Below are 13,391 nucleotides of genomic sequence, written 5' to 3' on the forward strand. Positions count from 1 at the left end.
CACTGGCCGATCTGCCGCCCATGCCCTGACGTCCGGGAGGGTGCCATCCCCTCCCTGGACGCCTGCCCGGTCCACGAGCAGGCCAGCGCCCCAGACGCCCACGCGTCGGGGCGTGCCTAGCTTCGGCGGAGGTGCGAGGAGGCACCCTCCCCATGAGTCTCGTGACGACCTATACGAAGACGTACTGCGGTTACTCCAAGCGGGCCAAGGCGCTCCTGTCCGAGAAGGGCGTGGAGTTCGACGACATCGACGTGACGGACGACGAGTCCCGCTTCGCCGAGATGGTGGAACGCACGGGCGGCAGCTCGACGGTGCCACAGATCTTCATCGCCGGACGGCACATCGGGGGCTTCACCGAGCTGGCCGAGCTGGACGAGCGCGGTGAGCTGGATGGGCTCCTGAACGCCGACGGAGCCGCCGCCAACCCCTCTTGAGCCCGGTCACAATTCCTCGAAGAAGGTTGCTCCCCGTCTCCGTCTGAACAAAGACTCCGCGCCGCTCCGGCGGCGCGGAGAGCCGAGCCTCTGTCTCCGCCGTGAGCGCCATCTCACGCGAGGCAGCCGTGCTCCACGCCACCACCCTTCTCTCCGCCCTCCTGCTGTCCCAGGCCCCTGCCCCCACGCCCGCGCAGGAGCCTGGCCCCGACCAGGCCACCACCTCCTCGCAGCGTGCCGCCGAAGCCGCCGAGCGCGCCGCCGTCGCCGCCGAGCGCGCCGCCGAGGCCAACGCCCGCATGGCGGAGGCCATCGAGCGCCTCGCCCAGGGCATCACCCGCACGGCGACTCCCGCCGAGCAGCCCGCCCCCGCCGCCGAGAAGAAGGAGCCCGAGAAGAAGGACACCTGGGACGTAACGGTGGGCATGGGTCTCATCTTCATCACCGGCAATGCCTCCACCATCACGTTCAACGGCCTGGCCGCCGCGGAGCGCAAGACGGAGCATTGGATCTACGCCGTCACGGCCACGGGCGTTTATGGCCAGAGCCGGCCCCCCGAGCTGACGGGAGCGCAGGAGGAGTCGCAGGTGGTGGCGCTCAACGCGGCCCTCCAACTGCGCGGAGATCGCCGCTTCACCGAGAAACTCAGCGCCTACCTGCTGACCGGCGCGGAGACGGACCACGTGAAGAGCGTGGAGCTGCGCGGCATCGGCGAGGCGGGTATCGGCATCATCTGGTGGGACGACAAGCGGAAGGACGGCGGCGAGGCCTACCTGCGCACCGACCTCGCCTTCCGCTACGCCCGGGAGACGCGCTTCCAGTACTACCCCTCGCGCATGGATCTCCCGGATGTGTCGTTCGGCGGCCCGCGCTTCGGCGCGGCCTTCCGCTACGGCCTCAACAAGGACGTCGCCTTCGTGGAGGAGCTGAGCGTGCTGCCCAGCCTCATCGAGGGCTCGCGCCTGTTCATCACGAACCAGACGCAGCTCAACGTGAAGCTGACGAAGGCGCTGGCCATCAACACCACCTTCCTCCTCCAGTACGACAGCGAGCCGGCCCCGGGAAAGGTGTCCACGGATACCTCGCTCGCGGTGAGCCTCGCGGTGACGTTCTAGGTCCGTGGACCGGGGCGGCTCAGCCCTCGCTGCCCCGGTACCACGCCACCAGCTTCGCGAGCCCCTCCTCCAGCGGCACCGAGGGACGGAAGCCCGTCTCGCGCTCCAGCGCCGTCACGTCCGCGCTCGTCACCTCCAGCTCCCCCGACCGCCCAGGCCTCAGCTCCACCCAGGCCTTCGTCTTCAACTGCTCCTCCAACAGGTCCACGAAACGCGCCATCGACACCGGCGCGCCCCGGCCCACGTTCAGCACGCGGTACGGCGGCGTGCCCTCGGGGGGCTTGTCCAGCACCCGCACCAGCGCCTCCACGACGTCGTCCACGTAGGTGAAGTCACGCTGCATCCGCCCCTCGCCATTCAGCACGATGGGCCGGCCCTCCAGCATCGCCCGGAGGAACAGCATCGGCGCCATGTCCGGCCGGCCCCACGGGCCATACACCGTGAACAGCCGCAGCCCCGAGACCGGCAGCCCGTACTGGTGGCTGTAGGCATGCGCGATCAGCTCGTCCGCACGCTTCGTCGCCGCGTACAGGCTCAGCGGCCGATCCGCTGTCGCCTCCTCGGAGAAGGGCAGCGGCGTGCCCTCCCCGTACACCGAGCTCGACGAGGCGAACACCAGGTGCGCCACCTTCGCCTGCCGGCAAAGCTCCAGCATCCGCAGGAAGCCCGTGACGTTCGTCTCCGCGTAGTCCGGCGCCTCGCTCGCCAACGAGCGCACGCCCACCCTCGCCGCCAGGTGCACCACGCGCTCGGGTGTGGCGCTCTCGAAGAGCTCCCGGCAGGCCTTCACGTCGCGGATGTCCATCCGGTGGAAGCCGAAGCCCGGTGCCGCCTTCAGCCGCGACAGCCGTGTCGCCTTCAGCGTCACGTCTCCCGACGTGTCGAGGTTGTCCACCCCGATGACGGTGTCCCCACGCGCGAGCAACCGCTCACAGACGTGGTACCCGATGAATCCCGCCGCGCCCGTGACGAGCACCTTCATGACTCACTCCCTGAGGGGGTGGGGACATACCACCGAGGCCGTCAGTCCTCGATCCGCGTTTCGAGGAACGGTCCCTGGCGTGCACGCCAGTCCCTGGAACTCGCGCCTTCCGACATCATTCGACCCACCGCCAACCCCGCGGCGCATGCGTGGTGCACGTTGTCATGGACGAACAGGGCGCTCCGACCCACCGGGTAGAGGCCCTCCACCCGGCTCAACTCGTTCAACGCCCGCTCCCGCGCCGCCGCGAAGCCCTTGCGGTACAGCGGGTAGGCCGTCCCCATGCGGCGCACACGCGCCCCGAGCACCTCCACCCCCGCCAGCCCCGCCCGCTCCAGCGCCGGGCGCACCCGCTCCGTGAGTTCCTCCGGCGACGCACGCCAGATGGCATCTCCCACCGCGCACGGCAGATCGAAGCCCACCACCGTCCGCCCCGCGGGGCCCTCGCCTCCCGAGAAGTTCTTCGCCTCGAAGAGCCGGTTCGCCGCGAGCCGCTCGTCCGCGAAGTAGTGCACGTCCTGCGTCGTGCCCCGATCCCGCGCCAGCTCCAGGTACAGCAGCGTCAGCGCCCGGTAGCCCAGCCCCTCGGCCGCCTCGGGCCGACCCGTCCACCTGCACAGCAGCGTCAGTGGCACCGTCGCCACCACCGCCTCCGCTGGCAACTCCCGCCCCTCCACCACCACCGCCCTCACCCGCTCGCGCTCCAGCACCAGCCCCTCGGCCGCCACTCCACAGCGCACCTCGCCACCGGCCCGTCGCAGGCCCTCGGCCAGGCCTTCCGCCAACGCTCCGAAGCCGCCCTCCGGGTAGAAGTAGCGCCGCCCCGCCGACGAGCCTCCGCGCCCGAGCGCCGCGCGCACCACCGCCAGGGGACCACCCTTCTGCACCCGCGCACGGCCCAGCGAGGCGTCCAGCTCCTCCGGTGGCAGTCCCCACACCTTGCGCGCCGCCGGCTCGTACAGCACCCGCGCCGCGTGCCGGCCCAGCCGTCGCGCCGCCTCCGCTCCGAAGTGGCTCCCCTGTGGAGGACGCAGCTGCGCCGCCACCGCGGACAGCCCGTGCTTCACCACCTCGGAGAGCCCCAGCCCTCGCGCGATGCCGAGCAGCGACAGCGGGTACGGCAGCTTCCGCCCGCCCACGTGCACCATGCCGCTGCGCGCCCTCACGCGGAGCGCTCCGCCCAGGGCCTCCTGGTAGAGCGCCAGCACCTCCGGCCCCGCAGCCTGGTGCAGCCGGTGCGGGCCGTAGTCCACCTTGAAGCCCGCGAAATCGAACGAGCCCGACAGCCCTCCCACCCGCGCGGAGGCCTCGAGCACCACCACCCGCTTCCCCGCTCGGACGAGCGCGTGGGCCGCCGCCAGCCCCGCGGGCCCCCCGCCGATGACCACCGTCGCCGCGCTCACCCCATGCCTCCCATGGGCAGTTCCAGCGCCACCAGGGCCCTCGGCGCCCGGCCCGCGCGCAGCCAGCCGATGCCTCGCGCCACCGTGCGCCCCATCAGCCACGTGTCCCGCACCGGCCGCCACTTCGAGCGGCCCACACGTGCGTGGTACGCGATCGGCAGGAAGACGATCGGGTCCCCCGCCGCCGCCAGCGCGAGCGTCAGCGTCGTGGTGAGCGAGAACCGATCCGGCAGCACCGGCGCGAGCGACAGCAGATCCGCCGTGCGCAGCACCCGCAGGCCCGAGTTGAGATCCGGCGCCTCGAAGCCTCCCACCCACCGCACCGCGCCCCGGAAGAGCGCCTTCACCGCCGAGCGCGCGAAGGGCTCGGCGGCTCCCAGCTTCGGCCGGGCACCAATCGCCTGCCGCGCCCCGGCTCGCACCGCCCCCACCAGCACGGGCAGCGAGGATTCTGGATACGTCCCGTCCGCGTCGATGAGCGCCAGCAGCGAGCCGTGCGCCTGGGCGGCTCCGGCCTTGATCGCCGCGCCGTAGCCCACGCCGCTCAACGTCAACACCCGCGCCCCGGCCTCGCGCGCCACCGCGCCCGTGCCGTCCCGCGAGCCATCATCCACCACGAGGATCTCGTGAGGCTCCGCCGCCAGCGCCTCTCCCACCCGCCGCACCACTCCGGCGATGGCGCCCACCTCGTCGCGAGCGGGGATGACGACGCTGATCATTCCGTCGCCGCCTCCGGAGCGGGCATGGGCTTCCACATCTCCCACAGCGGCCACAGCAGCATGGGCAGCCAGCCCACCGCCGCCCCCACCACCGATACCGGCATCAGCCAGCCCCACTGGGGCCCCACGAAGCGCACCAGCAGCGGCGCCAGCAGGTGGACGAACGTGGCCACCGAGGACACGGCGATGATGCCCACCTTCAGCCGCGTGGACAGCGCCGTCAGCATGAAGAGGTGCCCCACGATGAGCAGCACCACCGGCACGGTGAACAGGTGGAAGTGGAACGTCTCCATCACCTGCCGCGCCGGCTTCTCCAGCCGCATGGGCGCCACGGCGGCCTCCGTACCGTCCGAGGGCAGGTCCAACACCGGGCCTCCCGCCGCCTCCTCCGCCGGAGCGGGCGCGTGCTCATGCGCGACAGGCCCACCCCGGTAGTACTCCGCCGAGCCCCGCCCGGACAGGCCCCCGAACGAGTCCGCGTACAGCCAGGCCGACGACACGAAGCCCAGCACCAGGAACAGCAGGAACCCGGTGTAGAGGACGCGGGCCTCGAGCGAGAGGCGGCTGATGGGAAACGGCCGGGCGTACTGACGCACGAGAAGACTACCCCTTGGGGGCACTTGGAGCGGCGGCTTGGGCGCCGCTCAGCGCTCCGGTCTTGAGGATGAGCTCGTCCACCAGGACGAGCGCGCGACGCACTCCAATGGCCATCGACCGCGACGAGATGGTCGCCCCCGTCACCACGTCGATGTCCACCCCGGCCCGCACCGGATCCTTCGCCGTCTTCCCCTGGAACTGGCGCCGGAAGCGCGCGTCGGTGATCTCCTCACCGTACTTCTCCCGGTACACCATCACCTCGTGGCGCTCGACCACGCCCGCCGACGACAGCTTCACCGCGAAGGTGATCTGCTCGTGCTGGCCGAGCTCCTCGTCGATGACGGCATAGCCATCCACGTGCTCACCCGTAGTGGCCACGAAGATGACGTACTCGGGCTTCGCCGGCTTGTAGCCAAGCCGCCCCTGCACTGCGGCCAGCTCGGCCGGACCAAGCTTCACCTTGCGGTAGGTGACGCGCTGGCTCTTGGGGAAGAACTCCTTGAGGACCTGCGGCGTGGTGAAGAAATTGCCAGCCGCCCGCGCGGGCAGCGACACCCCGACGAACAGCCACACCACCAGTGCCAGCGAGAAGTGCTTCACGGCCCCACCCCTTACCACGCTCATGGCAACTCCCGAATCGCTCTGACGACGGCCTGGCGAACATGCGAGCGCCAGTCCGTTCGAGCGCGATAGAGATTCTCCGTGGTGGCGGCACGCCGCTCACCGCTCGACAGGACCCGTCCGTCCGGGCCCACCATCAAGGACTCCAGCTCCACCTCCGCCCGACCGAGCGGCTGGAGCGAGGACACCTCCAACCGCGTCAGCACCAGCACCACCGTCGCCTCCGCCTGGTACTGGCGCGCGAGCGCGCTGGCCTGCTCCACCGTGGGGGCGGGCCCCAGCACCGTCTCCACGCCCAGCACCACGTAGCCCCGGGAACGCAGGGCCGCCGCCGCTTCGCGGGCCACCACCTCGCGCGGCTCCTCCCCGCCCACGCCGAACACGTCCCCGACGAGCCCTCGCGACGTCGGCCTGGACGCCACGGACGCACCCAGTACCGCCACGCGCGACAGGGCCCCCTCCGGGCGCTGGGGCGTTCCAGCGCAGGCGGTGAGCAACAGCACGGTGGCGAGCAGGCAGGCGCGCATCGGTTCCCCGGCCCTCAGAAGAGGTAGGCCACGCTGGCGATGTACTCCCAGCTGTTCTCCTTCCAGAAGTTTCCGGTCCACACGTGCGGCTGCTGCCCGTTGGCGCCGGTCTTCTGCCAGTGGAAGCTGTTCTTGATGACGTACGGCGGCAGGGGCCGGAAGTTGAGGCCCAGCGTGAGCCGCGCCACGTCGCCCTCGGTGATGAACTCCGTGTCGGTGTTCTTCTCCTCGTAGCGGACCGAGGCGGTGAAATGGCCCTCGCGCCACTCGTTCGGTAGCGCCCGGAAGAAGGGCTCGATGCGGAAGCGGTAGTTGGCCTGCCCGTAGAAACCGGTCATCCCCGTCGGCACCCGATCCCGGGTATTGGCCGTCGAGCCCTCCGGGAAGCCCTGCACGTAGCCGGGATCGATGAAGGCGCGCACCGCCTCGCCCGTCAGGTCCAGCGGGCCGAGCCGCCAGAAGACGTCCGCGTTGACCATGCTCACCCGGCGGCCCTCGAGGTCATACGCGCCGGTGTAGCCGGACAGGCCCGCCTCCAGGCCCAGGAAGGGCGACACGGACACGCGCCCGGTGAGGGCCTTGTCGTTGTTGTTGTCCTTCAGGTGGCTGCCGCGCGCCGCCCGGAAGCCCTGCCCGTCGAGGATCTTCGCGTCCAGGCCGTTGACCGCGTACACCTCGTAGGACAGGCGCCAGTCCTGGCCCAGATCGAAGCCGCCCAGGAAGCCCGCGCCAGACTCGAACCAGGTGGTGGGCACCACCGTGGTGTACGCGATGGGCCGCTCGGCCAGCTCCTGCGCCGGTGCGTCGTGCCGCAGGTTGTACGCGCCCACCGGAACCAGGATGACGCCGGCCCGCAGGGTGAGCCATTCCGTCAACATCAGGTCCACCACGGAGAACTCGAGCAGCACCTCGCCCGCGCCCAGGACGCCCTCGCGCTTGAGCGGGCTGCCCGCGAACTCGAACTCGATCTCCGTCGCCGTGGAGATGCGCTCGGAGATGTGGCTGTAGACGAAGAGCACGTACCGGTGGTTGCGGAACGTGGAAGTTCCGTCCTTGGGCAGGAGGAAGTCGTGCTCGGCGTAGCCGCCCAGCGTCGTCCGGTCGAGGATCGCCGCCGCCCGCTGCGCCAGCGTGGTGGTGGGCTGGAGCCGCTCGGTGAAGGTGTCCTTCTCCGCCACCCCGGGCGTGTCGGCGTTGGGCACCGGGGTGCCCGTGCCGGCCGGATCCTCCAGCCCTTCCAGGTCCAGACGAGGACCCTCGCCCTGCTGCTGTTTGCCCGTGTCGGACGCACGCGGGGCATCCTCCGCGGGCCTCGCGGGCGCGGTGCCCTCGTCTTGCGCCAGGCCCGTGAGGGGCGCGAGCAGCAGGGACAGCAGCAGAAGGTGGTGGCGGCGCGACACGGTGGCTCCTAGCTCTTCACGTCGATGAAGAAGGCGGCCTCGAGCTCGGTGAGCAGCTCCGTCGCCTTGATGTCGTCGATCCAGGTCACGTCGTTGTTCTTCGCCTTGGCGATCGCCGAGTCGAAGGCCGGCCGCAGCTTCGCGGCGAGGTTGGCCTTGGCGCTGCCGGCGGGAGCGTTCTTCATGTACGGCTCCAGCGTCCGGAAGAAGCCCTCTCCCTCGACGAGCTTCACGTAGGCCGTGGCCGGCTTCGTCTTGTTGAGGTCGATGTCGTACAGCTCGTGGCCGAGCGAGTACGCGAAGACGCTCTGGAGCTTGGCGTCGAGGCGATTGACGAAGCGCGCGTACGGCTCATCGGCGTCGACCGCCATGGTGTCCGTGCCCTTGGCCTTCAGCGCGCCCTCGATGAGGCAGGAGCCCTCCTTGACGAGCGCGAAGAGCTCGGCGCTCAGCGTGGTGCCGTTGTTGCCGTCGCGGCTGGTGGCCAGCCGCGCGAGGCCCTTGCGCCCGGCCTCCGCGTTGCTCGCGCCCGTGCCGAGGTAGCCGAAGGCCTCGTCGTAGTGCTTGAGGGAGGGCTCGTAGAGTTCCTCCATCACCGACAGGTACAGGAAGCGGTAGATGCCCGCCTTCTGGAAGCGCTGCTTGGCCAGGGACACCTTCGTCAACGAGTCGGCGGTCCTCAGCTCATCGAGCGAGCCCAGGATGGCCGCGTCGATGTCGGGGCCCACGGCGGCGGCATCCCCGGTGAAATGCTTGTCCTCGCGCCCCAGCACCTTCGCCTGGAGGCTGGTGGCCGGGTCCTTGTACTTCGCCAGGATGGCGTCGGCCGCGGTGACCTTCTTCGTCAGGTCTTTTTCCGCCTCGCCGAACAGCACCATCATCTCGTCGATCGCCACCAGACGCTTGTCCTGGGGCTCGTGGTGGGTGACGTCGAACGCCTTGTACTCGGCGATGGACTCATCGCACCGCTCGGACACGGTGGGCGTCGGGTTCGGGGTCTCCGTCTCCGGACCACAGCCCGACAGCAGGGCCACCGACAGGAACATCCCCATTCCGAGCGACTTGAAGTGCGTCTTCATGATGGTGCGTCTCCGTTGATACGCAGGGTTGCGGCGCTCCGAGGCTTCCGGGCGCGGTGTAAAGGTCACTCGCCTGTCTCTTGGTCCACGCAACGGCCGCGCAGGCAGGTCTTGTCCGAGGTGCAGTTAGGGTCCGTCGTGCAGCACACGCCGAGACAGGTGCAGCAGTTGGTGCCCGCGGGCGCGGTGCCGGCGAGGCACTCGGCGGATGCGACGCAGTTGGGCGGATCCACGCACACCACCGCCTTGGGCGCGTTCGACTCACCGATGTACGAGACCGTGCCGTAGTAGGAGTCCACCACCTTGCGGCCCGGCTCCCCCATGTTGGTGTCGAAGTACTCGTAGACGCCCGGTTGCGGGAACTGGTAGCGCCAGAAGGAGTACGTCTCGTCCGTCTCGGTGCGGGTGTTGTAGGGCTTCACCAGGTTGGGGCTGAAGAGCGCCGCGGGCGAGGACAGCGAGGTGACGTTGGTGGGCACCTCGGGCTGGTAGTTGCGGAACTCGACGATCTGCCCCGGCCGCATGGACAGGCCCCCCGCCGGCTGGACGCCCGAGGGATCCCTCACCACGTACTGCTGCCCGATGCACGCGGGCGCGATGGCGCGGTAGCGGCCGGAGATGATGCGGTTCATGGACACGGAGATGCGGGGGCTTCCCTCCGCCGAGTCCTGGATGGGCCGGAAGTCCTCGGGAAGGGGCCCCTTGCAGGCGACCAGCAGGAGCGCGAGGCAGGTGGCGAGACAGGCGCGCATCAGGGGACCTCGTGCGAAGTGGCCGGCGGCGCGGGCCGGTAGTGGAAGAGAGCGATGTCGTGGGCGTGCGAGCGCATCCGCCGGCTGGTCTCGAAGCCCCACACCCGCTCCAGGTGGGGCGCGAGCGCCTCGACCCCGGGAGCCGTGGAGGTGACGTAGACGTCCGCCCCGGCGGCGGCCACGCGCTCCACCTCGCGGCGGAGTTGCTCGCCCGTGGCCGGACGGCCGGCGCGGTAGTGCGGCGCGTAGTGCTCGAAGAGACGGGCCTCCTCGCCGGTGAAGAGCAGCGTGCCGGCCGCGGGCAGCGTGCGGGCCACGTGCCTCACCAGGAGCGCCGCGGGCGCGGGCAGCGCGCCATGGTCGGAAGCCATCGGAAGCGTCACCACCGCGGCGGCCATGCCCAGGGCGCCGGCCACGGAGAGGATCGCGTGGGAAGACCAGGCGCGGGAGAGCACCGCCATGCCCACCGCCATCAGCAACGCCAGCGCGAGCACCACCGGCAGGGCATGGCGCGCCTTGAGCAGGTTCTGCCCGAGGAACATCCACGCGCCGTAGGGGACGCCGAGCGCCAGGGCGAGCAGCGCCACCCGGCGCTCGCCGGTGGACAGGGCACCGCGCAGCGCCGAGCGCACGAGCACCACCAGCGTCGCGCCCAGACCGAGGGCCAGCAGGAGGCGCCCGGCCTGCACGGGGAGGACCTCATTGCCCAGACCGGGCCAGGGCAGCCCGAAGCCCGCGGCCAGGATGTCGAAGCCGAAGTGCTCCAGCCGCCAGCCGAGCTCCGGGCGCACGGCCACGGTGCCGCCCCACTCGCCCGCGTGACCGCGCAGGAAGCCCGAGCCGATGCGCACGAGTTCCGCCGGGCCGGTGAGGACCACCAGGGGGAGGAACCACGCCGCCACACCGAGGCCACTCCCCACGAGGGCCGCCAGCCGCCGGCCGCGAGGAACGACGAGGGCCAGCCCCAGGAGCGCCGGGAGGAACGAGGGCCGGGCCCCGAGCGCCACACCGACCAGCGCGCCCGCCAGCACCGCCGCCCGAGGCGCGGAGTCACTGGCCCCGAGCACGGCACAGGCCGCGAGCACCAGGAGAGCGAGGCCCGTCCCATCCGAGCCGGGGATGGCGCCGAAGAGGACGGGAAGGGGCAGGAGCGCCAGCAGGGCGGCGCCCACCAGCGCCCCGGTGGCCCCGAGGTACGGTCGAAGCACGAGCCCCAGCACGCCGATGGCCAGGGCCCCGAGCACGAGTCCGGGCAGGGTCAGCGCGAGCACCTCGGGGGCTCCAGCCGCGGAGGCCAGCCGGGCCAGGGCCACGTACACCGGGTAGCCCGGGAAGTGCGGCGCCTGCGCGGCGAGATCGAACCCGTTGAGCGAGCGCGCGAAGTTCACCGCGTCCAGGTCCGGCAGGAGCCGGGGCAGCGCGAGCACGCGCGCCACCACGCCGGTCCCCACCAGCAGCGACAGCAGGGCCACGAAGGCCCAGGGACGCATCGTCCCCTGCCCTTCTGCCTCCCCGTCGAACGGGGGAATGATTTTGAAACTCATTCTCAACATGGCCGCGCGGGTGAAATACTACGGCCCCCTGGGGGTGGTCAAGCAACGGGCGGCGCTGGAATGGCCCGGGCATCCATGGGACAGAGGGAGGCCATGATGCTGAGCACCCTGCTGGTGATGCTGGCCGCTGCTCCTAGTCCACAGGTCCGCACCGAGACGCGCCCGATGATGGGGACGGTGGTGACGGTGACGCTGGTGGGCGGCTCCCCCGAGAAGGCGCGCGAGGGCTTCGACGCGGCCTTCTCCGCCTTCGAGCGCGTCAATCAGGTGATGAACGAGTGGCGCCCGGACAGCGAGCTGTCAGCGGTGAACCGCAAGGCGGGAGACGGGGAACTCGTGGCGATTCCCGAGGATCTGTGCGCGGCGCTGAAGCGCGGGGTGCGGGGGGCGGAGCAGACGGGAGGACTGTTCGATCCGACGTGGGCGGCGCTGCGGGGCATGTGGCGCTTCGGGACGGACCTGACCCCTGCCCTGCCGGACGCGGCCGAACTGAAGAAGCGCTGCGCGCTCATCTCGTACAAGGATCTGGAGTTCGCCCCGGTGGCGGACGGTGGGGCGGCCGGGTGCGGGGTGCGGCTGAAGTGCGCGGGGATGCAGCTCGGGCTGGGAGGGCTGGCGAAGGGCTGGGGCGTGGATCAGGCGGTGAAGAAGCTGCGGGGGCTGGGGTTCAAGGACTTCTTCGTGCAGGCCGGAGGGGACTTCTACGCCGGGGGGAAGAAGGCGGGCCGAGCGTGGAAGGTGGGCATCCGGGATCCGCGGGGCGAGCGGGACAGCGTCTTCGCGGTGCTGGAGGTCTCGGACGCGGCGTTCTCGACGAGCGGCGACTACGAGAACTTCTTCATCCTGGAGGGCAAGCGCTATCACCACATCATCGATCCGAGGACGTGCTACCCGGCGACGGGCTCGCGCTCGGCGACCGTGCTCGCGCCGAGCGCGGTGGACGCGGAGGTGCTGACGAAGTCCGTGTTCATCCTCGGAGGCAAGGAAGGGTTGGCGCTCGCGGAGAAGTACGGAGCCTCGGCCGTGGTGGTGACGGCGGACAATCAGGTGCTGGCGTCACCCATGCTGAAGAAGAAGCTGAAGCGAATCAGTCCTCCCACGCCATGATTTCCAAAAAGGAATGACAGTGTTATCCATGCCCTTCGCCCCTACAAATTGGGCATCGGCATTTGAGCGCCACAACGTGAAAGGCAGGGCAGGAAACTGATGCTGCGTCACCTCGCAGTACTGCTCGCCGTAGGAAACACTTTGGGGTGTGCCACCAGTGGACAGCCGAAATTCTGGCGTGCGCCTGATGGCCGCATCACCGTCACAGGACCAATGCTTGGCCCTGTTGACAATGTGGAGACGCTAGCCCCACAGATATGTGAAAAGGTCCGAGACATGCCCGGTGCACAGGCTGGCCATCAGCGCGGGGGGCAGGAGTACTGCGGAGCCATCTACCAGCGTCCTGGGGACACGCGTTTCTTCGCAAGCCATCCATCAACGCTCGGGCCCGCCGTGGATCTCCCAGGCGGCCGTAAAGCATGTTTCCCACCTGAGACAGTCAGCGACCCTGAAACACCAGAAGGCAGAATTTACGCGGACTACCATAGTCATCCTGCAATTTCACGGTTCTCCCCAGAGGATCTACAGGCACGTCGTCAACGCTTCTATTTCCGGGTGATGTTCAACCCCATTTGCAAAGTCTACCTGTATGACTTCCAGGCCCGAACAGTCCTCCAACTTCAAGACGGGAAATTCTCCCCCATCAAGCAGGTGACGGACGACCTCCGCGGCGAGTAACAACTCCATGTTCCAACCATCGAACCAACTTGGCATCCCACGAACACGGTACCGTGCATCAGCGGTCGCGCGAATGAAAAGAATTGGCCCGGGGCTCTTGATGATCGCTCTTTCCGGATGCATTCACATCCATCGAAAGGCGCCTGTTGCGCTTCCCGAGGCCGCTGAGCGCGTCCAGTTCCCGGACTGGGGCAAAGACGCGGTAACCGTGATCGGGCCCCAGCTCAAAGCGCTTCAGATTGCGCTGGATGATTTCCGGCCAGCGAGGTTGGTGGGAATATCCAAGAATGCCGATGAATGGGCGAACTGCCTCCATCGAATCGAGAACTACGATGCCTGGATGAAACGCGGAGAAAGAATCACCTTCATCCACTTCACGCCCAAAGAAGATGAGCGCTGTGGGCTCAAGCCAAGCCCTGTCGAT

14 protein-coding genes are annotated in these 13,391 nt (G+C 69.7%); 3 read left to right on the forward strand and 11 right to left on the reverse strand.

The features are described from left to right. The first annotated feature begins 152 nt into the window (after positions 1-152). Together grxC and VF794_RS40555 are read left to right on the forward strand one after the other, a co-directional pair. Entirely contained in the window at positions 153-434 is a 282-nt protein-coding gene (grxC, locus tag VF794_RS40550) for a glutaredoxin 3 (RefSeq protein WP_331119233.1), read from the forward strand. Positions 435-535: 101 nt separating this feature from the next. Then, on the forward strand, positions 536-1,549 hold the full coding sequence (locus VF794_RS40555; protein WP_331119235.1) for a DUF481 domain-containing protein: 1,014 nt from the start codon (positions 536-538) through the stop codon (positions 1,547-1,549). Between the two features lie 19 nt (positions 1,550-1,568). Here the strand turns inward: VF794_RS40555 and VF794_RS40560 are convergent, their stop codons facing one another. The 10 genes from VF794_RS40560 to VF794_RS40605 form a co-directional block, all read right to left on the reverse strand. Further along, entirely contained in the window at positions 1,569-2,531 is a 963-nt protein-coding gene (locus VF794_RS40560; protein WP_331119237.1) for an NAD-dependent epimerase/dehydratase family protein, read from the reverse strand. Positions 2,532-2,572: 41 nt separating this feature from the next. Further along, complete coding sequence (locus VF794_RS40565; protein ID WP_331119239.1) at positions 2,573-3,934, reverse strand: protoporphyrinogen/coproporphyrinogen oxidase; 1,362 nt, start codon at positions 3,932-3,934, stop codon at positions 2,573-2,575. Beyond that, complete coding sequence (locus tag VF794_RS40570) at positions 3,931-4,653, reverse strand: glycosyltransferase family 2 protein (RefSeq protein ID WP_331119241.1); 723 nt, start codon at positions 4,651-4,653, stop codon at positions 3,931-3,933. The genes VF794_RS40565 and VF794_RS40570 overlap by 4 nt, the downstream gene beginning before the upstream one ends. Beyond that, positions 4,650-5,249, reverse strand: a complete 600-nt coding sequence (locus tag VF794_RS40575) for a hypothetical protein (protein ID WP_331119243.1) — start codon at positions 5,247-5,249, stop codon at positions 4,650-4,652. Before VF794_RS40575 ends, VF794_RS40570 begins: the two co-directional genes overlap by 4 nt. 7 nt (positions 5,250-5,256) lie before the next feature. Continuing rightward, positions 5,257-5,874, reverse strand: a complete 618-nt coding sequence (locus VF794_RS40580) for an FMN-binding protein (protein ID WP_331119245.1) — start codon at positions 5,872-5,874, stop codon at positions 5,257-5,259. Continuing rightward, entirely contained in the window at positions 5,871-6,398 is a 528-nt protein-coding gene (locus VF794_RS40585) for a hypothetical protein (protein WP_331119247.1), read from the reverse strand. The genes VF794_RS40580 and VF794_RS40585 overlap by 4 nt, the downstream gene beginning before the upstream one ends. Positions 6,399-6,412: 14 nt before the next feature. Then, positions 6,413-7,798: a hypothetical protein gene (locus VF794_RS40590; protein ID WP_331119249.1), complete on the reverse strand. Its 1,386-nt coding sequence runs from the start codon at positions 7,796-7,798 to the stop codon at positions 6,413-6,415. 8 nt (positions 7,799-7,806) lie between these two features. After that, positions 7,807-8,877, reverse strand: a complete 1,071-nt coding sequence (locus tag VF794_RS40595) for a hypothetical protein (protein ID WP_331119251.1) — start codon at positions 8,875-8,877, stop codon at positions 7,807-7,809. Between the two features lie 65 nt (positions 8,878-8,942). After that, entirely contained in the window at positions 8,943-9,629 is a 687-nt protein-coding gene (locus VF794_RS40600; RefSeq protein ID WP_331119252.1) for a hypothetical protein, read from the reverse strand. Continuing rightward, entirely contained in the window at positions 9,629-11,173 is a 1,545-nt protein-coding gene (locus VF794_RS40605) for a glycosyltransferase family 39 protein (protein WP_331119254.1), read from the reverse strand. The genes VF794_RS40600 and VF794_RS40605 overlap by 1 nt, the downstream gene beginning before the upstream one ends. A 102-nt stretch (positions 11,174-11,275) precedes the next feature. On the opposite strand from VF794_RS40605, the gene VF794_RS40610 reads away from it, so the two are divergent. Further along, entirely contained in the window at positions 11,276-12,289 is a 1,014-nt protein-coding gene (locus VF794_RS40610) for an FAD:protein FMN transferase (RefSeq protein ID WP_331119255.1), read from the forward strand. Positions 12,290-13,025: 736 nt separating this feature from the next. On the opposite strand, the gene VF794_RS40615 is transcribed toward VF794_RS40610, so the two are convergent. Then, positions 13,026-13,391 (reverse strand): hypothetical protein (locus VF794_RS40615; RefSeq protein WP_331119257.1); only part of this gene is annotated, 366 nt, incomplete at its 5' end.

It is taken from the genome of Archangium sp. (genome assembly GCF_036389735.1).
Classification (GTDB): Bacteria; Myxococcota; Myxococcia; order Myxococcales; family Myxococcaceae; genus Archangium.